Source organism: Stenotrophomonas maltophilia group sp. Smal32 (genome assembly GCF_030237085.1).
GTDB lineage: Bacteria > Pseudomonadota > Gammaproteobacteria > Xanthomonadales > Xanthomonadaceae > Stenotrophomonas > Stenotrophomonas maltophilia_Q.
In genome coordinates, this window is the sequence record NZ_JASJSI010000005.1 from 71,964 (window position 1) to 92,923 (window position 20,960).

16 protein-coding genes are annotated in these 20,960 nt (G+C 65.0%); 10 read left to right on the forward strand and 6 right to left on the reverse strand.

Annotation, left to right across the window (positions count from 1 at the left end; translation table 11 throughout):
• The first annotated feature begins 378 nt into the window (after window positions 1-378).
• From QRO91_RS02510 to QRO91_RS02520, 3 genes are read left to right on the forward strand one after another with little or no spacing between them, the layout of a single operon-like run.
• Entirely contained in the window at window positions 379-1,299 is a 921-nt protein-coding gene (locus QRO91_RS02510) for a hypothetical protein (protein ID WP_049397354.1), read from the forward strand.
• The gene (locus QRO91_RS02515; protein WP_049397352.1) at window positions 1,299-9,224 is read left to right on the forward strand and encodes a PLxRFG domain-containing protein; all 7,926 of its coding nucleotides are present in this window, start codon (window positions 1,299-1,301) and stop codon (window positions 9,222-9,224) included. Before QRO91_RS02510 ends, QRO91_RS02515 begins: the two co-directional genes overlap by 1 nt.
• 32 nt (window positions 9,225-9,256) lie before the next feature.
• On the forward strand, window positions 9,257-9,676 hold the full coding sequence (locus QRO91_RS02520) for a hypothetical protein (RefSeq protein WP_151458190.1): 420 nt from the start codon (window positions 9,257-9,259) through the stop codon (window positions 9,674-9,676).
• Window positions 9,677-9,875: 199 nt separating this feature from the next.
• On the opposite strand, the gene QRO91_RS02525 is transcribed toward QRO91_RS02520, so the two are convergent.
• Window positions 9,876-10,367: a hypothetical protein gene (locus QRO91_RS02525; protein WP_151458189.1), complete on the reverse strand. Its 492-nt coding sequence runs from the start codon at window positions 10,365-10,367 to the stop codon at window positions 9,876-9,878.
• A gap of 15 nt (window positions 10,368-10,382) precedes the next feature.
• Window positions 10,383-11,297, reverse strand: a complete 915-nt coding sequence (locus QRO91_RS02530; RefSeq protein WP_151458188.1) for a sel1 repeat family protein — start codon at window positions 11,295-11,297, stop codon at window positions 10,383-10,385.
• Between the two features lie 940 nt (window positions 11,298-12,237).
• Here QRO91_RS02530 and QRO91_RS02535 point away from each other — a divergent pair.
• The 3 genes from QRO91_RS02535 (at window position 12,238) to QRO91_RS02545 (ending at window position 14,480) form a co-directional block, all read left to right on the forward strand.
• Complete coding sequence (locus QRO91_RS02535) at window positions 12,238-12,804, forward strand: hypothetical protein (RefSeq protein WP_285310233.1); 567 nt, start codon at window positions 12,238-12,240, stop codon at window positions 12,802-12,804.
• 72 nt (window positions 12,805-12,876) lie between these two features.
• Entirely contained in the window at window positions 12,877-13,503 is a 627-nt protein-coding gene (locus QRO91_RS02540; protein WP_285310234.1) for a hypothetical protein, read from the forward strand.
• Between the two features lie 404 nt (window positions 13,504-13,907).
• Window positions 13,908-14,480, forward strand: a complete 573-nt coding sequence (locus tag QRO91_RS02545) for a hypothetical protein (protein WP_049429121.1) — start codon at window positions 13,908-13,910, stop codon at window positions 14,478-14,480.
• Window positions 14,481-14,661: 181 nt separating this feature from the next.
• Here QRO91_RS02545 and smpB read toward each other — a convergent pair whose 3' ends face one another.
• Window positions 14,662-15,165 carry an SsrA-binding protein SmpB gene (gene smpB, locus QRO91_RS02550; protein ID WP_005409231.1) on the reverse strand — a complete coding sequence of 168 codons (504 nt, stop codon included), beginning with the start codon at window positions 15,163-15,165 and terminating at the stop codon, window positions 14,662-14,664.
• A gap of 57 nt (window positions 15,166-15,222) precedes the next feature.
• On the opposite strand from smpB, the gene QRO91_RS02555 reads away from it, so the two are divergent.
• A complete protein-coding gene (locus tag QRO91_RS02555; protein ID WP_005409232.1) occupies window positions 15,223-15,648 on the forward strand; it encodes a type II toxin-antitoxin system RatA family toxin in 426 nt (141 codons plus the stop codon).
• Between the two features lie 3 nt (window positions 15,649-15,651).
• Window positions 15,652-15,909, forward strand: coding sequence for an RnfH family protein (locus QRO91_RS02560; protein WP_005409233.1), 258 nt, complete (start codon window positions 15,652-15,654; stop codon window positions 15,907-15,909).
• A gap of 36 nt (window positions 15,910-15,945) precedes the next feature.
• Here the strand turns inward: QRO91_RS02560 and QRO91_RS02565 are convergent, their stop codons facing one another.
• Window positions 15,946-16,338, reverse strand: a complete 393-nt coding sequence (locus tag QRO91_RS02565) for an outer membrane protein assembly factor BamE (RefSeq protein ID WP_005409234.1) — start codon at window positions 16,336-16,338, stop codon at window positions 15,946-15,948.
• A gap of 103 nt (window positions 16,339-16,441) precedes the next feature.
• On the opposite strand from QRO91_RS02565, the gene fur reads away from it, so the two are divergent.
• On the forward strand, window positions 16,442-16,849 hold the full coding sequence (gene fur / locus QRO91_RS02570; RefSeq protein WP_005409235.1) for a ferric iron uptake transcriptional regulator: 408 nt from the start codon (window positions 16,442-16,444) through the stop codon (window positions 16,847-16,849).
• A 75-nt stretch (window positions 16,850-16,924) separates the two neighbouring features.
• Here the strand turns inward: fur and QRO91_RS02575 are convergent, their stop codons facing one another.
• Entirely contained in the window at window positions 16,925-18,181 is a 1,257-nt protein-coding gene (locus QRO91_RS02575) for an SGNH/GDSL hydrolase family protein (protein WP_285310235.1), read from the reverse strand.
• A 97-nt stretch (window positions 18,182-18,278) separates the two neighbouring features.
• On the opposite strand from QRO91_RS02575, the gene QRO91_RS02580 reads away from it, so the two are divergent.
• The gene (locus tag QRO91_RS02580) at window positions 18,279-19,196 is read left to right on the forward strand and encodes a LysR family transcriptional regulator (RefSeq protein ID WP_049429556.1); all 918 of its coding nucleotides are present in this window, start codon (window positions 18,279-18,281) and stop codon (window positions 19,194-19,196) included.
• A gap of 100 nt (window positions 19,197-19,296) precedes the next feature.
• On the opposite strand, the gene recN is transcribed toward QRO91_RS02580, so the two are convergent.
• A complete protein-coding gene (gene recN / locus QRO91_RS02585; protein WP_049429555.1) occupies window positions 19,297-20,958 on the reverse strand; it encodes a DNA repair protein RecN in 1,662 nt (553 codons plus the stop codon).
• Between the last annotated feature and the right edge of the window lie 2 nt (window positions 20,959-20,960).

Consider the following 20,960-nt stretch of genomic DNA (forward strand, 5'->3'; position numbering starts at 1 on the left):
CCAGGGCGTGAGGCCGGCGGGTTCGTACGGGATGCCGGCAGGGCCGTTGCGGGTGCAGCACCATCATCGGAGCAGGGGCAACCACTGCGTGCGCCGACCCAGCTGGATCCCGTCGGCGGCGCCACCGCAGCGCTGAGCCGCTTGTCGCCACTGCGCCTCCCGTCAGCCCCGAGGCCTAAGCCCACTTTCTCTGGGGTCTCGGCCAGCGTCGATTCGACCGCGCCCCTCAGCGGTTCCCGGCTGGCCGGGCGACCGTCGATCGGGGCGGACTTCACCGGTGTCAGTTCCAGCGTGAGCTCCACAGCGCCACTTGCGGGTGCGGCAGGTGCTGTAGCTCCCCGGGCTGCGGCAACCACCGCAGCGGCGCCGAGCACCTACATGACCCAGGACGGCCGCACCGCCGCGTTGCCGGCGGGCGTTACCCGCACCGTAGATGCCAACGGCAATTCGGTGTTCACCGGGTCCGCTGCCACCATCGCAGCCGCCGGCGGGGCGGCCTCAGCCGCTCCGGCAAGTGGCTCCCTGGCTCCCCTGGTGTCGCCCCTTGCTGCCGCGCCGGCAACGCCGGCAGTGGTGGCTCCGCGGCCCACTCCGCAGATTGCGCAGCGCGGACGTCAGGGCGGGATCATCGAGAATCCGGCCGACACCACGGTGGACAAGCTCACGCGCGCAATGGGCAGCGCCAGCCTGAAGGGCAGCCCGAGTGGTCGCGCCGCGGTAGCGCAAGCGATCTTGGGCGAGGCCGGCGCGCGCCAGGCAGAGCGCGCATCTGCGCTCCGCACGCAGGACGAAGCCGATCTTGCTGCCGGTCAGGTCAACGCCGTCGCTGCCCAGGGCGACGCGAACCGCGCGCTGCAGGCAGGCCAGTTCAATGCGCAGATGCAGGACAACGCCGCCAATCGCCAGGCGTCGCTGGAGACGGCCCGCATCGCCCGACGGCCTGAGATCTCGATTGCGGCGGATGGAAGCATGGGGGTTGTGGGCAGTGACGGCGGCTGGCGCCCCGTGACTGCTGCCGACGGACAGAACGTGCGGGCGGCCCAGGCGCCGCGCCAGACGGGCGAACTCACCGATGCCGACCGCCTGAAGTCCTACACCGAACGATTCAACGCCATTTCCGGGAACGTCACGATGGACGAAGCCGCGAAGACCGCCGCTCTGGCCCAGCTCGATGCGGATCCGCTCTATGCCGGCCTGCGCCCACAAGAAGCCCCGCCGGTGACCGGTGCGCGTAGGGCACCCGATGGCAACTGGTACGTGCAGAACAACGATGGAAGCTACTCGAAGGTGAATCTCTGATGGCAACGTTCGAGAAGGTCGATGGGAATCCTTTCGGCGCAGGCCAGGCGCCGACTCAGGCACCAGCACCGGCAGGCACCAATAAGATCGCGCGCCGTCCGACGCTTTCACCTGTCCAGGGAGACCCTTTCCAGAAGGTGGCCAAGCGCCCTGAACGTACCTGGGGCGAGGCCATCAAGGACACCGGTCTCGGCATCGCCACCGGCGCTGCGAACATCATTGGTGGCGCCATCGAGCAACGAAACTCTCTGGAGCCGACGAACCTGGTGCGGCAGGGCCTGCGCGGCTTGGATCGCTTGGGCGTAAAGGGGGCGTCGGAGACGGCCGCTCTGGTGCCGGGTACGCCGTCGGAAATCTTGGGTGGACGTCGTGCTGGGTCCGACAGCGCTGGCCTCTCCAAGGCGACGCAGATGGCAACCGACTACCTCGGGGAGAGCCAGTCGGACGCGCTCAAGCAGGAAAAGCAGGAGCTGCAGGACACCAAGGGCTTCTTCGCCAGCGCTGGCAAGGTGCTGTCCTCGCCGCGGCTGATCGGAAACTTCCTTGCCGAGCAGGTGCCCAACATCGCCACGATGGGCGCTGGCACGCGCGCTGCAGCGGCTCAGGCAGGCGAGCGGGCCATGGCCGGGGCGCTGGCCAAGGGCCTCGGTACCGAGGCCGCGGAAATGGCTGCGACTGCCGCTGGACACCGGGCAGCGACCGCCGCTGCCACTGGCATGACGACGGTGATGGAGACCGGTTCGGCAGGCCAGCAGACGTACCAGCAGGCAATGGCACAGCCGCAATCGGTGTGGGACGCGAATCCGGAGTACAAGCGCATGGTTGCCGCCGGCGGCGACCCGCAAACAGTGAAGGAAACGATCGCGCGTGGCGCGTCGATGGAAGCGCAAGCCATTACGGCACCAATCGCTGCGATTGCCGGCCGCATCGCGGCGCCGTTCGAGGCTGACGTCTTCACCCGCGGTCTGGCACGCAAGCCGAAGGCGATGCTGGCCGGTGCCGCGCGCGAGACTGTCGAAGAAGGCCTCCAGGAAGGCGGGTCGCAGTTGGCCGGCAATCTCGGTCAGCGGCAGGTCGACCCGACCCAGGCGGCATGGGAGGGCGTGCCCGAGGCCGCGGGTACCGGCGCGGCGATCGGCGGCTTGCTGGGCGGCGGAATGGCCGCCGGCGGTGCCATCGCGAGTCGTGGCGACAATCAGGCCGCTGTGCAGGCCGATGCAGAGCGCGAGCGCTTGGCACGTAGGCCGGCTCCCACGCCGCCATCGCTGCCGCCGCCCCCGATCCCACAGATGCTCGCGCTCCCGCCGCCCGAAGTGATGACCGCGGCGCCGGATGGGACCATCACGCGCGGTGGTGTCCGGCCGGAGGTGATGGCTGAACCCGAAATGCGGTTCCCGCAGGGCCGCGGCATGTCCGCGCCCTTCGATGGGCGCCGGGTTGCTGCCCGCCCGCAGCCGACAGTGCCTTTCCCCGACGCCGCGCCCAGCTCGATCGCAGGTATCGCCAACCTGGTGTCCCAGGCTCGGCGGCTCAACGAACCTACTGCCATCGCACCGGCTGCCGCGGCAATCGCCGAGCCCGTGCCTCCGCAAGTCCAGGGCGACCAGGCAGGCCTGGCTACTCCCGAAGTGCCGGCGGCGTCGGCACCGCCGCTGCCGCCCCCAGCCGCGCCACCGTGGGTCGATGCACAGACCGGCGAAGCCCTGCGCGAGCCGACTTCGACGGACATCAAGCAACTGCTGCACAACGGTCTGCAGTACCAGGTGGAGGCGCATGGAGGCATCAACACGCCGACTCTGCTGCGCACCATGCGTGACCAGTACGGCCTGCCCAGCGCCCGCGTGCGCCCGCTGCTGGACGAGGTCAAGGGCGAGCGCCGACGCGGCCTCACCGAGCCGCCCACGGATGCCGACGGCTCGGTTGGGAGTGAGGCCGCAGGCCCGGCATCGCCGGCGCAGCACCCGCTGAGGGAAGCGGCACCGGTTGCGGACCTGCAGCTTGATGATGCAGCGCCTGCCGATCGCTCTGCGTCGGCGCCGCTGGCCAGCGGCCTGCAGCTCGCACCGAATGATGCACCGCTGCAATCGGGCACCGGTGTGTCTGGCGAACCGGTTTCGGAGCCGGGCGCCGTTGGCACGACGGAGGCACCCAGCCTGGCCGAGACTGCTCCGGCGCAGCCCCTTGCCGAGGCGACGCCTGCTCAGGACAGCGCCGCCGTGCCCGCGGATGCGCCGAAGGTGGCCACCGCGGCAGCAGAAGCCGCGACCAACCCTGTGAATGATCTGCCGCTCCCGTCGGATGCGCAGAAGCAAGCTGGTAACTATAAGAAAGGCCATGTCCGCATCAACGGCCACGACATCAGCATCGAGAACCCTGCAGGTAGCCAGCGGGATCCTCGCTGGCCGGCGCTGAAGAACCACTACGGCTACTTCAAGGGCACGGTCGGCAAGGACAAGGACCACGTCGACGTATTCATGACCGACCGCGCTGAGGATCCGGCCCTGCCGGTATACGTGGTGGACCAGGTGAACAAGGATGGATCCTTCGACGAGCACAAGGTGATCATGGGTACCGCCTCGGAGCAGGAAGCGCGGGACACCTACCTGGCCAACTATTCGAAGGGCTGGACCGGCCTCGGCGGCATCAAGGAAATGTCGCAGGAGCAGTTCAAGTCTTGGGTCCGCGACCCGAAGAAGACCACTCGCCGCGTCACCAGGAGCAAGCCGGCGGAGGCAGTGCCAGCGCCGCAGGCAGTTCCGAACGCAGGTGAAACGGGGCAGAGCGTCAGCGCTCCTGTCGAAAGCGCAGGTGTGCCGACGGAAACCGGTAGTGTTCCGGCCACGGGCGGAAGTGAACCTGCAGCTGCTGCAGCACCAGCCGCAGATGAACCCGGCCCGGTCTACACGCCCAAGGTCCGCATCAAGGCAGGCTCCCCCGAGTACGTTCGGGATGACATCGGCACGCTTGGTGCCTACTTCCGGCCGGGAAGAATCGTGAACGCGTATGGCAACACTCGGGATCGGGTGATCGAGTTCCGGCCGCCCGGGAAGGATCCGCGCTGGCAGGTGAAGGTGCAGATGGTGGACAAGGAAGGGAATGCTCTTCCGGATGAGGTGCCACGCTGGCATAGCACTGTCCCGGCTCCGCGCGATCTGGATTCCGTGCTTGGGAAGCCTGAGCGTAAGGCGAGAAGGGACGCCAAGACGGCCAAGGCGGCAGTGGTGAAGAGGGACGCCAAGGCGAAACCGGCATCGAACTCTGAGACTTCGAAGTCTGTGCCGGGTGAGGCCGGCCGGCAGGGCGGTGACTCCGCAGCAGCGGACAGCGCGGCGGGATCGTCCGATCCTCTCTTCTCGCGGCGAGGGTGGGAGGCCAACTTCCCGGACGTTGTCACGGCACATCGTCCGGGGCGCCTGAGCGCGCATGCAGACTACGATGCAGCCAAGGCCGGCGACGATGCGGCGGCGCTGCGTGTGGCGCGCGACGTCGTCACACCGGAGTTCGTCGAGGACGTGCGTGCTGTGCTGCCGGAGGGCAGCAAGCCCCTGGTGGTGGCCGTGCAGTCCCAGGAAGCCACGGGCAACAACCGGATTCCGCGGATGGCTGCCGAAGTGCTGGCCCAGCGGCTGGGACTGCAGGTGTCCGAAGACATCGTCCAGGCCGCGAAGGTCAACCGTAGTGCCGGCGACGCCCTGCACCGGCTGGCCAACCAGCCCCCGTTCACCGGCAAGGTGGAGAAGGGCCGCGACTATGTCCTGATCGATGACACCCTGACCCAGGGCGGCACGCTGGCCCAGCTGAAAACCCACATCGAGGACAACGGCGGGAAGGTTGTGCTGGCCACCGCTTTGACCGGCAAGGACTATTCGCGGAAAATCGCCCTCAACTCCCAGAGCCTGGCCGACGTCCGTGAACGTTTCGGATCAATCGAACCCTGGTGGCGCGACCAGTTCGGCTACGGCTTCGAAGGCCTCACCGAGTCCGAAGCCCGCACCATCCTCACCCTCGACAAGGGACGTGTCGATGCTGACGCCCTCCGAGATCGAGTCGCTGAAGGCCGAGTATCGGGCCTCCGGCCAGTGGGCGAAGGAGCAGCTGGCGAAGGATCCGGAGCTGAAGCACCTGGGCCCGCCGGGCGGGTAAATCGATCCGCTGCACCCGCTGCACCCGCTGCCGGCAGCGGCCTGGACTTTGACCGCGCGCTGCAGCTCAAAGCCGACCTGACCCAGCACTGGGGCGAGAACGCGCCCAGCGTGGTCGTTGTGCGCTCGGCCGAGGACTTCCCAGCCAGCGCCAAGGTCGATCCGGGCTATCGCCGGGCCGAAGGTGTGTACGACGGGCGGCCCACCGTCTGGATCAACGCCGGCAACATCGCCACCGAGCAGCGCTTTGCTCAGGTGCTGGCCCACGAGGCAATCGGGCACTACGGCGTTGAGTCCGTGGTGGGGGCCAAGGATTGGACCCAGATCGTTGACGCGATCGACAAGCTCGCCGCTGACGGAACCGGTACCGCTGCATTGAAGTCGGTGCTGGCTGATGTGACCAGGCGCTACGGCACTGTCGATCGTGAGACCTTCGCCAAGGAAGCGATCGCCGTCATGGCCGAGCGGGGGATCAGGAACAGCTTCACCAGCCGTGTCGCTTCAGCGGTGCGCCGCTTCCTGCGCCGCGTGATGCCCTCGCTCAAGTGGTCCGAGACCGAGGTTCGGGACCTGTTGAGCCAGGCCGACGGTTTCCTGCGCGCCGGCATGTCAGCGCAGGCCCAGCGGGAAATGGTCCGGTCCTACTCGTTCGCGCAGCCGCAGATCGATGCCCGCGGCGAAGCCTTCCTCGAGCAGAACGGCGGTCGATTTCTCCGCCGCGATGATCAGTGGTATCTCGCCGACGAGCGCGGCCGACCGGCCGACTTCCTGACCCTTGGCGCCGCGCGCGCTGAGGCAGAGCGCACCGGCGGCCAGGTGCTGGCCGATCCGGTTGAGCGTGGGCCGCGCACCTGGAGCGTGGTGCTGCCCAACGGCGCCGAGGTGACACGGGCCGCCCGCGGCCGCCTCTTCAGCATGCCGCCGGCGGACGCTCTCGCGGACATCGATGCTATCCAGCAGGGTGTTGAGGGAGAAGAAGTGCTGGCGCGTGCCCGGCAGAATTTGGAAGGCCTCTCCCCTAGCAAGGTGAAAGACACGTTGCGGCCCACCTGGCTCGGTGCTTTGGCAACCCGACACCTGACCGAGCTTGGGCGCGATTACTTTCCAACCATCGATCGCTATTCGGACTACCTGGCCGAGATGCAGGCGGACCGGAACAAGCTGCAGGCAGAGGCCGACACGATTGCGGAGGCGGCGCGCCAGTGGGCCAGCAAGAACAAGGCCGAAAGCCGGCGCCTGTTCGATCTCATGCACCAAGCCACCATGGACGGCGTTGACCCCTCACGTGAGTACCAGGCGCTGCAGTTCCGGATGCCGGGTGAGAAAGGCCTGCAGGAGGTCAATCGCAAGAATGTGCTGCACGCCATCAAGGTGAAGCAACAGCAGATGCGGGAGCGCAGCGGTGACACCAAGACGAACATCATGAATGAGGTCAAAGCACTGAAGGCCATGCTGAAGGCGGAGCCGCGCCGGCGCCGGCAGTACGCTCCGTTGGTTGAGCAGTGGTCTCAGCTGTCGCCAGAAGCGAAGTCGTTCTACCTGCAGTTCCGTGATGCGTATCGAGCAAGGTCCGAGGCGGTCGAAGAGGCGTTGGTCCAACGCATCGAGGACTTGAAGGGCAGCGACCTGGTCGGGGGACAGGTCCTCAGCGACAGTAGCCGCCGCATGCTGGTGATCAAGATCCGAGAGCAGTTCGAGTCCGCCCGCCTGCAGGGTGTCTACTTCCCCCTGCAGCGCTTCGGCAAGTTCTTCGTTGCAGCGGAGAAGGACGGTACCAACACATTCCTGATGTTCGAATCGCTGAATGAGCTGGACCGCGCCGTGAAGGATCTCGAGCGCAGGGAGTGGGCTATTACCGCTCGAGGGCAGAAGATGGAGGGCAAGGCGACCGACGCACCGAGCGGCACCTTCGTTGCCGATGTGATCGATCAACTGCGGACGTCCCACGTCTCCGACGCTGTCCAGGATCAGGTGTACCAGCTGTACCTGCAGACCATGCCGGAACTGTCGATGCGCAAGCACCAGATCCACCGCAAGTCGGTGCCTGGCTTCGACCCTGACGCCGTGCGTGCCTTCGCCTATAACATGCAGCACGGGTCGCACCAGCTGGCCCGACTGCGATACGCCCACAAGCTGCAGGGTGTGCTGATCGACCTCAAGGAGGCACAAAAGGAGATCCAGGCATCTCCCAGCGTCGACACACGAAAGATCGTGGCCGGCGACGCCCTCCTGGAAGAGCTGGGCAAGCGGCACGAATGGATCATGAACCCGACCGACTCGGCGCTGACCAACCTGATCTCGTCGTTCGGCTTCACCTACTACCTGGGCGCCACGCCAGCCGCGGCGCTGGTGAACGTGACCCAGACGGCCCTGGTCAGCTACCCCTACCTGGCCGCCCGCCACGGCGGGGTCAAGGCCATGAACTACCTGCTGGCCGCCAGCCGTGATGCTGTGCGCACGGTGGGCAACATCCAGAAGACCCTGACCGACCCCGACGAGCTCCGTGCCTACCAGGCGCTGGAAGTCGCCGGCGCGATCGAGAAGACGCAGGCCCACAACCTGGCCGGCATCGCCGAAGGCGGCATGACGGGCTACAACCCGGCCTGGAGCAAGGCCATGGAGATCATCGGCTGGGGCTTCCACAAGACCGAGGTCATCAACCGCGAGGCGACGGGTATGGCCGCCTACCGTCTGGCGCGCGCGGATGGCAAGTCGTTCGACGAGGCGGTGAAATTCGCCCGGGACGCCATCTTCGACACCCACTTCGACTACAGCAACGCCAACCGTGCCCGCTTCATGCAGAGCGGCACCGCCAAGGTGCTGCTGATGTTCCGGCAGTACAGCCTGAACATGACCTGGGCGCTCGGGCGCATGGTGTGGCAGGCGACCAAGGGGCAGGATCCGCAGGTGCGCCAGGTCGCCCGTCGCAACTTGACCGGCCTGCTGGGCATGAGCGCGTTGTTCTCGGGCGCGATGGGCCTGCCAATGATGGGCATGATCATGGGGGCGTTGAACGGGATCCAGGCCACCTTCGGCGATGACGACGAGCCCTGGGATGCCGAAACGGAACTGCGGGCATTCCTCACCGGCATGCTGGGGCAGAGCGGCGCGGATCTGCTGCTACATGGCCCGGCCGATAAGCTGACCGGAGCGAACATTTCCGGCCGCGTCGGGCTCGACAGCCTGTGGATCCGTGATGCTGATCGCGAGCTCGACGGCCGCGGCATGTTCAACAACCTGCTCGAGCAGGCGGCGGGCCCGATGGGTGGCGTGCTGAAGAACGTGCTGGTCGGCAAGCAGCAGGTCGACGAGGGCCACATCATGCGCGGCGTCGAGACCATGCTGCCGAAGGGCCTGAAGGACATGATCAAGGCGGGCCGCTACGCCACCCAAGGCGTGAACACCCTGCGCGGCGACCCCGTCGTGGCTGATCTGTCGCCCTGGGAGATCCTGCTCCAGGCCAACGGCTTTGCGCCGGAGAAGGTGTCCAGGCAGTACGAGACGACGCGCGCGCTGAAGAACTACGAGCAGCACATTCTCGACCGCCGCAAGTCGCTGGTGAACGCCTTCGCCATGGCCCTGCGCAACGGCGACGCCAGCGACCGGGCTTCGGTGCTCAGCAAGATCGGCGCCTTCAACAAGGCCAACCCGGAGCTGGCGATCACCTCGAGCGGTCTGCAGCAGTCCATCAAGAACCGCGCCCGCTATAGCGCCAGGGCCGAGGCCGGCGTCATCCTCAACCCGAAGCTGGCCGCGCGTCTGAACAAAGCCGTGACGGAGTAGTTGCTGCAACTTTGCGCCGCCATCGGATCTGCTTGGATGAAACCAATGTGAAGACGCCGGCGATGGTGCCGGCCCTATCGATACAGGGGCATTGGTTGATGGACAAGAAGGACTTGCAGGTGGTGGCCAGTGGAAAGGGATCGCAGGAGAAAGCCCAGTCGAGGGACAGTGGTGCTGGCTTTCTTTCGCCTGCAACAGGCTTGGAGGTGGGGTCCAAGGCATCGAGGGGGCGGCACTCCCGCCGCCAGACGCTGGAGAAGGGCATGGAAGATGAGCGCCACAAGGCTCAGGTGGTCTCGATGGAGGCCTTCAAAGCAGGCCGGCTAGGGCAGATCCCGCCGGAGGTGCTGGATATGTATGACCAGCTGACACGTGACCAGCACGCGCTGGTGCGGACCTCATTCGTGCTCCTCGCGGCCATGCGGAGACGATTGGGCTTGCCGGACTTGTGAGGTCCCAGGGACCGCTTCGGCGGCCCCTTCAACTGCCCTGGGCGCTCACGGAGCCATTAGGCCAGCACGATGTAATCCGGCCATTCGCTATTCCGCCCAGATCACCGCTGTCTATTAGAGTACGGTTCGCGAGACCTAAGATTTTAGTGCATCAATAAAAAACCCAGCTCCTGTTGGGGCTGGGTCTGTCACAACTGTATCAGATCTGCTGAATCGGTCCGACCTCTACATCGCCGTTGCATCTGCCTACGCAACCACCGCCCAAGCTCGGTCCGCCAATCCCTCCGCCATGACCGCCCCAATCGCCCATGTCTCCGCCGCCGCCGGCCATCCCGCCACCATTTTCATCCGGAGCTGCTTTCTGCGTTCCAGGAACAGGTTGAACACAGGGCGATCCGGCCAGGCATGTGACCAATGCCTCCTCCTTGCTGCCGTCATAGTAGGTCACTTTGACTGTTGTGCCGACGGGGACTGATGCAAAGCCATTCACAGTCCGATACATGCTGACCAGCCCCAAGAGAGCGGCAAGTCGGTGTTCCACCATGTCGGAAACGCCTACTTCTTCAGCGGGAGCCACTTGGCTGTAGGGTAGCTTTGTGGCGTCAATGGAGATGGATTTTGCAATTGCTGCGAATGCCATCATTGCCAGAATAATTCCAATTCTTCTGCGCCTTTTACTTTGCTTTTCCATGAAATTTCCTTATTCTCAGTTGGGTAGTGTTGTGATTATTCTATTTATCTTATCGTTTAGTTGTTCTGTCTCGCTCTTTGGGATGATCATTGATCGGATGAAGCTCTCGTAATCGGTGAAATTGCACGCAGTCGTGTTGAGGCATAGCGATTTCATTACTTCGGATTTGGCGCTGCAGTCGAGTCCATATCTGCACGCTGCAATCTGGAGTGCGTACGGTCCCAGCTTCCCTGAAAGGGCTCCGGAATACTTCGTTTCTGGAATGTCATTCTTCTGCAGAAGTAACTGCCCTAGGTCGAATAGAGCTCGTTCGTCTCCTGCGGCGACTGCGTTCTTATACAAAGTCTCGATCTCGTAGTTGACCGAGTCATATGGATACATCATTTTCAGACGGACCTGCGCCGCTAGGTCGCCTCCGCTTGCTGCTGCTTCGAGCCATAGCTTGTTGGCATCGACAGGGACTGGAGCTCCGCCATCCACCTCGGCGCATGTTGTTACCAGGTCGTTGGCTGCATCTATAAGCAGCGCTGATGATCTGGCGTCGCGGGATTGCTTGCTGATTGCATCAATTCCGGCGAGAAACTTCGTTGGCGATGTGCCGATCGCCATGCATCTTCCATAGATCTCGGATAGCTCTCTTTGTGCTTCTGGAGAGCCATGCTCTGCTCTTCGTTTTACATCCATGAAGTGGGATTGAAAGCTGCCAGGGACTCTAGCCACTGGTTTGAGCTGGTTTCGGTCATTCTTGACCTCGGCATTGAGGTGTGCCGATCCACCTGAATGTGCAGGTGTGATGTCGCCTGCACCCGCTCTACTGGTCGATCCAGATTCAGGGTCTGCATTGTTGCCGACATTGATTCTGTACAGCAGCATCACAGTCAGGAGGCCTGCTATGACAATTGCAGTGGCTCGCCAAGATCTTCTAGTCATTTCTCTTACCTTGTGCTGTCTTTGTCGGTGTGCGCTTTAAACAGGTGGAACGAGGGAAGCTCGCGGTATCGATTTCGTGGCTTGGCGTTCAATGCCAATGTCAATAATTTATGAATTGAATGTTCATTTATCGTTAACATTTGAGGTAGTTATAGCGCCAGTATCTCGGCCTGTCTATAGCTGCAGCCACCCCTCTCAGCCAGATCTGATGAGGCATTACGTTCTGGCGCAGGCAGCTCAACCCAGGGGCGCCTGGGCAGCGCAGCGCCGGCACAGAGTCGCCTTTGGCTTGACTCGGAGCCACCGAACCTGGTTGGACAGGCTGTGCCGGCCTACCGGTGTCTCAGTCGGTGAGATAGGATCGCGGCACGGTCACCCCCTCTCCGGCACTGGCGGTCGCATGTGAATTCCCGTTATAGGCACCTCGTGTTCAACGTCCTTGATTGCCGAGGACGTAATGGCTTACGGGAGTGTCGTCGTTGACACTGTCAGGTCGCATGCCAAGTGGTTGTCCCAGGAGTTGCGGGAAGAGCTCGGGATCGAGCCTGTTGATGACGAGCAGGAGGACGCAGAATTCCTGCTACACCTGTCCTGTGATGTGGAACCCTTGGGCGAGTAAGGGTGGGGGACTACTACGTTCACAGCGAGACCTCTCCGGTGGATGCTATGGACGCAAAGGAGTTTGTGCGCATGGCAGTCCGTCAATGGGGTGCGCCGGCGCCGAGCTCTGGGTGACCAAGCACGAGGCGAGGCTGCGGGACGACGTGGCGAAGATCGTCGGATGGCGAGAAGCGATCCGAGGCAATCGGCTGGCCAAGGGCCGCTTGAAGCCTCCGTTTCCGGGGATGGAAGGCGAGTAGCACAGATTAGCGGTCCAACCGCGGTAGCCTGCCCGGGCCGCCATCGCTCTGCTAAAGTTCCTGAACGAATGGGAGAGAATATGTCAGGTCGCTGGCAGGGAATTGCGTTTGCGATAGCTGCTGTGGTCGTTGCTTTTGGGACCGCGTGGGCAGCGTACTGGATTGGGTTCGCGGGACATCTTCCGAGCGATGCTCTGTTGCGTGCGGATCGCCATGTGGCTGGCCTTTTGAAGGCCGCCGCGCTCTTTACACCGCTGATCGTCCTCTATTTGACCTGGAGGAATTGGCTGACAGCGCGGCACAAGATCAAGGTTGATCTGTTTGATCGACGGTGGGCGCTTTGGCGCGAAGTCGAGCGAATTTACTCTGAAACTATTGAGGGCCGGGATTTCACTAGGCCGTTGCAGCTGAGTGCCATTCACGCGTCCTGGCAGGCGCAGTACCTCTTTAGTGACGCTGCGGGAAAGTATCTGCGCGACAGTTTTTTCGCAGATCTGAGTGCGTGGTCTGAGGAGATGAATGGTCCGCTCAAGCCAGATCAGGAGGCAGACTGGACGAAACGGGTCGACGAGTTGTCTGACCGTTTAGGTAACCACCCGTTTCGGTTCCATGAAGTCGTCGGAGAGCAGCTAACAATTCGGGAGTAGCTCCGCTTGGCCGATCCTCTGGCCTCCTAAGATTTGCAATTGCAATGGCAGACAATGCAGAGGGAGTTGAAGATGCTGGAAGCTCTTTTCTTGGCGACCGTCAAGGCGACGCCGGCGACCGCCGCAGCGGCGAGTGCTGGCGAGGACTGGAAGTGGCTGGTGCCGGTGGCTACATTGATTCTGGGCTTCGTCCTTAAGTGGCTTCAGGATAACGTCACCGAAAAGGGGCGAAGGCGGCACGAGAAGGATCTGCGTCGGGAGCAGCGCTATGACTTGCTGCGGATGCGGCGCCTGGAAGCCGAACGCGCGAACATGCTGGCGTTGCAGCCCATGGTCACGAATCTTCTGCGAAAGTGCTCACAATGTCATCTTGAGCGGGTTCGAGCGGTCTCCTCACTCGCTTCCATAGGATGGAAAAATGCTCGCTTGCCGCCCGAACTAGACGAAGAACTTCGCAAGGCGTTGGCGGACCTTGTTCCGCTTAGGGCGCGACTGCACTCGACCGATGTGACGAGTCTGATTGACGATGTCGTTTCGGATGTGGTCAAGACCCAATCGCCAAGAATTGGGCAAGAGGATGCAGACGCTCTTTGGTTCGGTCTGTCGGACAAGCACGATCAACTTCAAGCTTTGATCGGCGACCGTATCAAATCGTTGGAAGACGAGAATCAGCAGCTTGGCGATCCACCTGGGCAGTGAGTGCCGCTGGCTGCCAGCTTCAAAAGCTGGCAAGAAAGCTGGCAAGTTGCTGCCAATCCATGCCCATTTCTGCCCATGCGGCAGTCATAAACAAAAAAGCCCATCAAGCTAAGACATTGATGGGCTTCGTTATTTCTGCTTTCTGGAAACCGGCGCCGATGGCGTCACGGGGACAATGCACCCCCGGTTTCTACAGTGCTGCAAGGTACAGGGCCGATCCCGCGTTGCCACGGTCAGGGCCTGCCCAACGCTTGCAATGCTACGGCAAAACGCCTGAACAGTCACCTTGGCAATCCACAACAAGTTGTAGAGCCGCCGTCATAGCGGATTGGTAACGTCATTGGCACGGATTTGCGACACACTGGCGACGACCAGCCAAGCCAGGACAGACACGGAGACGGTGGGTGACCGATGCAAGCCAACAACGCAGCCTGCGACAGCTGATCGGGCCGGTCGGTGCCGACTACCAGCGGCGCGCGTTGCCGCCGGTCTGGGTCTGGGCGTTGCTGGCGGTGCTGCTGGCGGCCACCTGGCTGACCGAGCTGCCGGCCACGGCTGCGGCCGCGCTGATCGCCAGCGCGGTGGTGGTGCACTGGTCGCAGCGCGGTCGCATCCATTGGCTGGGGTGGCGCCTGCCGGGCCTGGCCGTACTGGCGGCCCTGCTGTGGGGGCCGGAAGTGCTGTCGCAGTGGTTCGAGCACGGGCTGGCCGTGGTCCTGATGTCGCTGGCCAGTCTCAGTATTGGCGTGCACGTGTGGCAGTCGCGGCAGATGGCGCGCCAGCTGCAGGGCGCGGCCGATGCGATGGATGATGCCCAGCTGCTGTCGTTGCTGCCGGATGATGCCGCGCAGCTGGCCCAGCAGTGGCGGGCGGGGGATGATCGCTACGCGCCGGAACTGGCGGTGGTGATGCACCTGGCGGTGATGCACGCGGCGCTGGCGCCGCGCATGCGCGGGCAGGGCGTACTGGCGGGGTGATCCGCCTATTGTAGAGTCGAGCCATGCTCGACGGCTTCTTCGCCGAAGCCGAGCATGGCTCGGCTCTACAGAAAGCCACGGCAGCCGAGCATGGCTCGGCTCTACAGAAAGCCACGGCAGCCGAGCGTGGCTCGGCTTTACAGAAGGCCAAGGCCGCCGGGCATGGCCCGGTATTGCAGCCTTATGCGTCGCGGTTGCCGCGACGCATCACGCGCTGCTTCTCGATCGCCCAGTCGCGGTCCTTGGCGGCGTCGCGCTTGTCGTGGGTCTGCTTGCCCTTGGCCAGCGCGACTTCGAGCTTGATCTTGTTCTTGCTCCAGTACATCGCGGTGGGCACGATCGTGTAGCCATCGCGCTCGACCTTGCCGACCAGCTTGTCGATCTCGCTCCGGTGCAGCAGCAGCTTGCGCTCGCGCCGGTCGTTGGCCACCACGTGGGTGGAGGCCTGGATCAACGGGGTGATCTGGGCACCGATCAGGAAGATCTCGCCGTGCTTCACGTAGGCGTAGGCATCGATGATGTTGCCGCGGCCAGCGCGGATCGACTTCACCTCCCAGCCCTGCAGTGCCAGGCCGGCCTCGAAGCGTTCTTCGATGTGGTACTCGTGGCGGGCACGCTTGTTCAACGCGATGGTCTTGTTGGCCGTCGCGCTCTTTGCTTTATCCTTGCCGCTGTTCTTGCTCATTTCCGTATTGTCTCCGATTCGGGCCCGCCCGGTCGATTGCCGAAACGTCCTGTATTCATGCCTACTATCCGCCGCAGCGCCCTGGTCGAGCATTCGTCCGCGCGCATGTTCGACCTGGTCAACGATGTCCAGGCCTATCCGCGCCGCTTCCGCTGGTGCTCGGCTGCCCAGATCCTGGAGCAGGGCGAGGACCGGCTGGTGGCCCGCCTGGACCTGGGCCTGGGTTCGTTCAGCACCTGGTTCCAGACCGAAAACACCCTGCAACGCCCGCACAGCATCGACATGCAGCTGCGCGATGGCCCGTTCAAGCAGTTGCACGGCCGCTGGGAATTCCATGCGCTGGCCGAGGACGCCTGCAAGGTCACCCTGACCCTGGAATTCGAGCCCAGCTCGCGCCTGCTCGGACCGGCCCTGGCGATCGGCTTCCAGGGTCTGGCCGATCGGATGGTCAATGATTTCGTCCGCGTCGCCGACGAGGCCTGAGCGATGATCGAGGTCGAGGTGGTGCTGGCCTGGCCGCAGCAGGTGCTGTCGCGCCGGCTGCAGCTGGACGAGGGCGCGACCGTGGCCGATGCCATTGCCGCCGCCGCGCTGGAAGGCAGTGACCGATGCCCGGCCGTGGCCGTGCATGGCGTACTGGCGCGCCCGCAGCAGGTGTTGCTGGAGGGTGACCGCATCGAGCTGCTACGCCCGTTGCTGGCCGACCCCAAGGACAACCGCCGGCGACGCGCGCTCGGCGGTTGATGCCCGCAACCCGTCCGTGGGGACGGGCAGTGGGCCTCAGCGGCCCTTCTTCTTCTTGTCCTTCGGCAGGTTGCGGCCGAACTGGCGCACGGTCTGCTGGGCCAGGGCCTTGTCGTTGCCCGGGAAGTAGTCGCCTTCCCAACGGGTCACGGTGTCATTCTCGAAGAACACCACGAAGTTCTTCACTTCGGTACGGCCCAGGCGGTTCACGCGCTGGCTGGAGGTGTAGTCCCAGCGCTGGGCGTGGAACGGATCGGGAATGGACGGGGTGCCCAGCAGCGCGGTGACCTGCTGCTTGCTCTGCCCGACCTGCAGCTTGGCCACGGCATCTTCCCGGATCAGGTTGCCCTGATAGATGGGTTGCTTGTAGATGATGCCGCACCCGGTGGTGGACAGGGCGACGGCGGCGACCAACAGGAGATTGCGCATCGGGACTGGCGGTTGGGGAAATCAAACCGATGATACACTCCCGGCGTGCCACCGCGACCCAATCCGAGGCAGCTGGCGCTAAATCGCCAATGAACGGAGACCTATGGAAACCCACGACCTGCGAAAAGTCGGCCTGAAGGTGACCCATCCACGGATGCGGATCCTGGCGCTGCTCGAACAGCGCAATGCCCAGCACCACATGACCGCCGAAGACATCTACCGCCAGCTGCTGGAGCATGGCGATGAGATCGGCCTGGCTACGGTCTACCGGGTGCTGACCCAGTTCGAGGCCGCCGGCCTCGTGCTCAAGCACAATTTCGAAGGCGGCCAGGCCGTCTACGAGCTGGACCGTGGCGGCCACCACGACCATATGGTCGACGTGGACAGCGGCAAGATCATCGAGTTCGAAAGCCACGAGATCGAGGAGCTGCAGCGCAAGATCGCAGCCGACCACGGCTACGAGCTGGAAGAGCACTCGCTGGTGCTGTACGTGCGCAAGAAGCGCAAGTAAGCCGATCCGGCCAGCCATATGCGACGAAACCCCGGGCCTGCCCGGGGTTTTTCGTTGGTGGGCCTGATGCTGGGGTCAGAGCCCTTTTCCATGGGAAAAGGGCTCTGACCCCTGACCTCCAAGCAGCGCGTCCAGATCCACCGCCTCTGCCATCGCCCGGTTCCCCGCGTCACCCGGGTGCAGGTGGTCGCCGGAGTCATAGGCGGCGGCCATCCGCGACGGATCGGCCGGGTCGCGCAGCGCCGCGTCCAGGTCGATCACTGCGTCAAACGGGCCGTCGGTGCGCAGCCACGCATTGAGCTGGCTGCGCAGGGCGTCCTTGTCCGGCTGGTAGTAGTCGTCCAGCGGCGTACCGGGCAGGGCGCCAGCGAACGGCGGCAGGGTCGCGCCCACGATCCGAACGCCACGGCGATGGGCCTGTCCGGCCAGGGCGCGGTAGCCCGCCTGCAGTTCGGCAAGCGTGGGCCGCGCCTGCTTGCGCGCGAAGGCGGTGCCGGGCCAGCTGATGTCATTGATGCCGATCAGCACGATCACGCTGGACACGCCAGGCTGATCCAGCGCATCGCGTTGAAAGCGGGCCAGCGCGGCTTCGCCCATGCCGTCGCGCAGGAGGCGGCCACCGGAGATGCCGGCACTGACCACCGCCACCCCCTGCGGGGCCAGGCGGGCGGCCAGGTGGTCGGTCCAGCGCTGGTCCCGGTCGAGGCTGGCGGTGGCGCCGTCGGTGATCGAATCGCCGATCACCACCACGCTGCGTGCGCTGGTCGGGGCCTCGACTTCAATGCCGGTCAGGAACAGGCGGGCCGTGGTGGCGCTGGCCCTGTCCAGCTCGCGCGCCAGGCTCTGGTCGCCGGGGGCGATCCAGCTGGTCTGGCGGCCGTCCCAGTGGAAGGTCTGCAACGGCGTCGACTCCGGCACAAAGACGCTGACCTGCAGCGCTTGACGGTCCTGCACCGCCAGCGGCAGCGGATCGCTCAGCCGTTCCTGGCCGGGGCCGATCAGCACCTCGGGCCGGCCATCGAAGCGGAGCTGATGCGGCGTCGCACCGGCCTGCGGCGCGACGCTGGCACCGCCGATCCGCAGCGGCTGGGTGCCATAGGCATTGCTCAGCCGCACCCGCAGGCGGGGGCCGCCCAGGCTGATGCGCGCGGTCTGGCGGAAGGTCTGGTCGTGCAGCGACGCCGGTATCAGTGACGGGAACAGGAAGTCCGCTCCCCAGACCGGTTGCGGGCTGGCCTGCCAGCTGGCCACCCAGTGCGGGGCAGAGGCGGCGCTGGCGGCGCCGGACAGACCGATCAATGCGGTGGCGACGAGCTGGTTGAAGCGGTTCATCGGGCAATCCCGGGTGGAGGGAAGGCCATGGTGATTCCGCACTCATCTGTGAACTAGACTGCGCATGGACAATCATCTGTGAACTGAATTCATTGCCATGGCGCGCTCCGACATCAACCGATCCGGCGAACTGGAAGTGTTCGTGCGGGTGATCGAGACCGGGGGCTTTTCCGCGGCCGCCCGAACGTTGGAGATGACTCCGTCGGCGGTCAGCAAGCTGGTGGCGAGGCTGGAACAGCGTCTGGGGACACGCCTGCTGCAGCGTTCCACCCGCCAGCTGCAGCTGACTCCCGAGGGCTGCGCGTTCTACGAGCGCGGCCTGCGCGTGCTGGCCGACCTGGACGAGGCCGAGCGCTGTGCCAGTGCCCACGCCGAGCCGCGTGGACGCCTGCGGGTCAATTCCAATGTGCCGTTCGGCCAGCATTTCCTGTTGCCGCTGCTGCCGGTGTTCCTGCAGCGCAACCCGCAGGTAGGCGTGGACCTGACCCTCAACGACGAGGTGATCGATCTGCTGGAGCAGCGCACCGATGTGGCGGTGCGGGCCGGTCCGCTGAAGAGCTCCAGCCTGGTGGCGCGGCGGCTGGGCGCGACGCGGATGATGATCGTGGCCGCGCCGGCCTATGCGCAACGGCATGGCCTGCCGGCCACCGTGGAGGACTTGCAGTCGCACAACCGTCTGGACATTGGCCATGCGCGGGCGATGCAGGGTTGGCCGCTGCTGCAGGACGGTCGCGAACGGATGCTGCTGCCCAGCGGCAACGCCCGTGCCAGCAACGGCGATGCACTGCGCCAGCTGGTGCTGGGGGGGCTGGGCATGGCACGGCTGGCAGCGTTCCAGGTGCAGGCCGACATCGCTGCCGGGCGCCTGCTGCCGGTGCTGGAGGAAGCCAATCCCGGTGACCTGGAAGAGGTGCACGCGGTGTTCCTGGGGCAGGGCGGCTACCTGCCGCTGCGGGTGCGCGCGTTCCTGGATTACCTGGTGGAGAACGTGGATCTGGCGCGGCCGTTGGGGTGAGAGCGCCGGCGGACAGAAGCCGAGCATGGGCTCGGCTCTACAGGAACATCCCGAACGAAACCGACATGTAGAGCCGAGCCCATGCTCGGCTCCGCCGGCGCTACACCTGCAGCAGCTTGCGCGCAGCGGCGCGCGCTTCCTTGCTCACTTCCACGCCGCCGAGCATGCGTGCCAGCTCTTCCTCGCGCGCCTTGCTGTCCAGCTTTTCCACTGCGCTCTGGGTCATGCCTTCCACTGGCGCCTTGCTGACCCGGTAATGCGCGTGGCCCTTGGAGGCGACCTGCGGCAGGTGGGTCACGCATAGCACCTGGCGCTTCTCGCCGAGGGCGCGCAGCTTCTGGCCGACGATGTCGGCCACGGCGCCGCCGATGCCGGAGTCGACCTCGTCGAACACCATCGTCGGCACCGCATCCAGGTCCAGCGCGGCGACTTCGATGGCCAGCGAGATACGTGACAGTTCACCGCCCGAGGCGACCTTGCGCAGGGCGCGCGGCGGTTGGCCGGCATTGGCCGCGACCAGGAATTCCACGCGCTCGGCACCCTGCGGATCGGGCTTGCCGGCATCCTGCGGTTCCAGTTCGATCAGGAACTGGCCACCGCCCATGCCGAGCTCGGAGATGATGCCGGTGGTGGTAGCCGACAGCTCGGCGGCGGCATTGCGGCGGCTGGCGGTCAGCACCTCGGCCTGCACGCGCCAGGCCGCAGCGGCCTTGTCGATCTCGCCGGCCAGGCGCTGCAGGCGCTCGTCGGCACCGCGCAGCTGTTCCACTTCGGCATGCATGCGCTCGCGCTGCGCGCCCAGCTCATCCATCGGCACGCGGTGCTTGCGTGCCAGGTCGTGCAGGCGGCCGAGGCGGCGCTCGTTCTCTTCGAACTGCTCCGGGTCGGCGTCGAGGTCGTCGTGCACCCGGTCCAGCAGCGACAGGGCTTCGTGCAGCTGGATCGAGGCATTCTCGATCAGGCCGTCCACCTCGCCCAGGCGCGGGTCGTGTTCGATCAGGCGTGACAGTTCGTGGCGTACCTGCTGCAGCAGGTCCAGTGCGGAACTGCCGTCGTCGCCGTTGAGCTGGTTGCTGGCCGCCTGGCAGGCGCTCAGCAGGGCGCTGGCGTGGGCCTGGCGGCGGTGGCTGGCGCCGAGCGCGGCGATCGACTCCGGTTCCAGGTCTTCACGGTCGAGCTCGCGCAGCTGGTGTTCCAGGAAGCCGATCCGGTCACTGACGTCGCCCTGTTGCGACAGCGCCAGCGATTCATCGACCAGTGCCTGCCAGGCCGCGGCGGCGCGGCGCACCTGGCGGCGTTCGTTTTCGTTGCGTGCATAGGCGTCGAGCAGGGCCAGCTGCGACGGGCGCGTCAGCAGGGCCTGCTGTTCGTGCTGCCCGTGGATCTCCACCAGCAGGGAGGCCAGGTCGCCCAGCTGCGCCAGGGTCACCGGGCGGCCATTGATCCAGGCCCGCGAACCGCCATCGGCGCGGATCACCCGGCGCAGCTGGCACTGTTCCTCATCGTCCAGCTCGTTGTCGGCCAGCCACTGGCGCGCGGCCTGCAGCTGCTCCAGTGCGAACTCGGCCGAAAGCTCGGCGCGGGCGGCGCCATGGCGGACCACGCCGCTGTCGGCGCGCAGGCCGGACAGGAAGCCCAGCGCGTCGACCATCAGCGACTTGCCGGCGCCGGTCTCGCCTGAAACTACGGTCATGCCTGGCCCGAACTCCAGTTCGGTGGCGCGGACGACGGCGAAATCCTTGATCGAAAGATGTCTGAGCATGG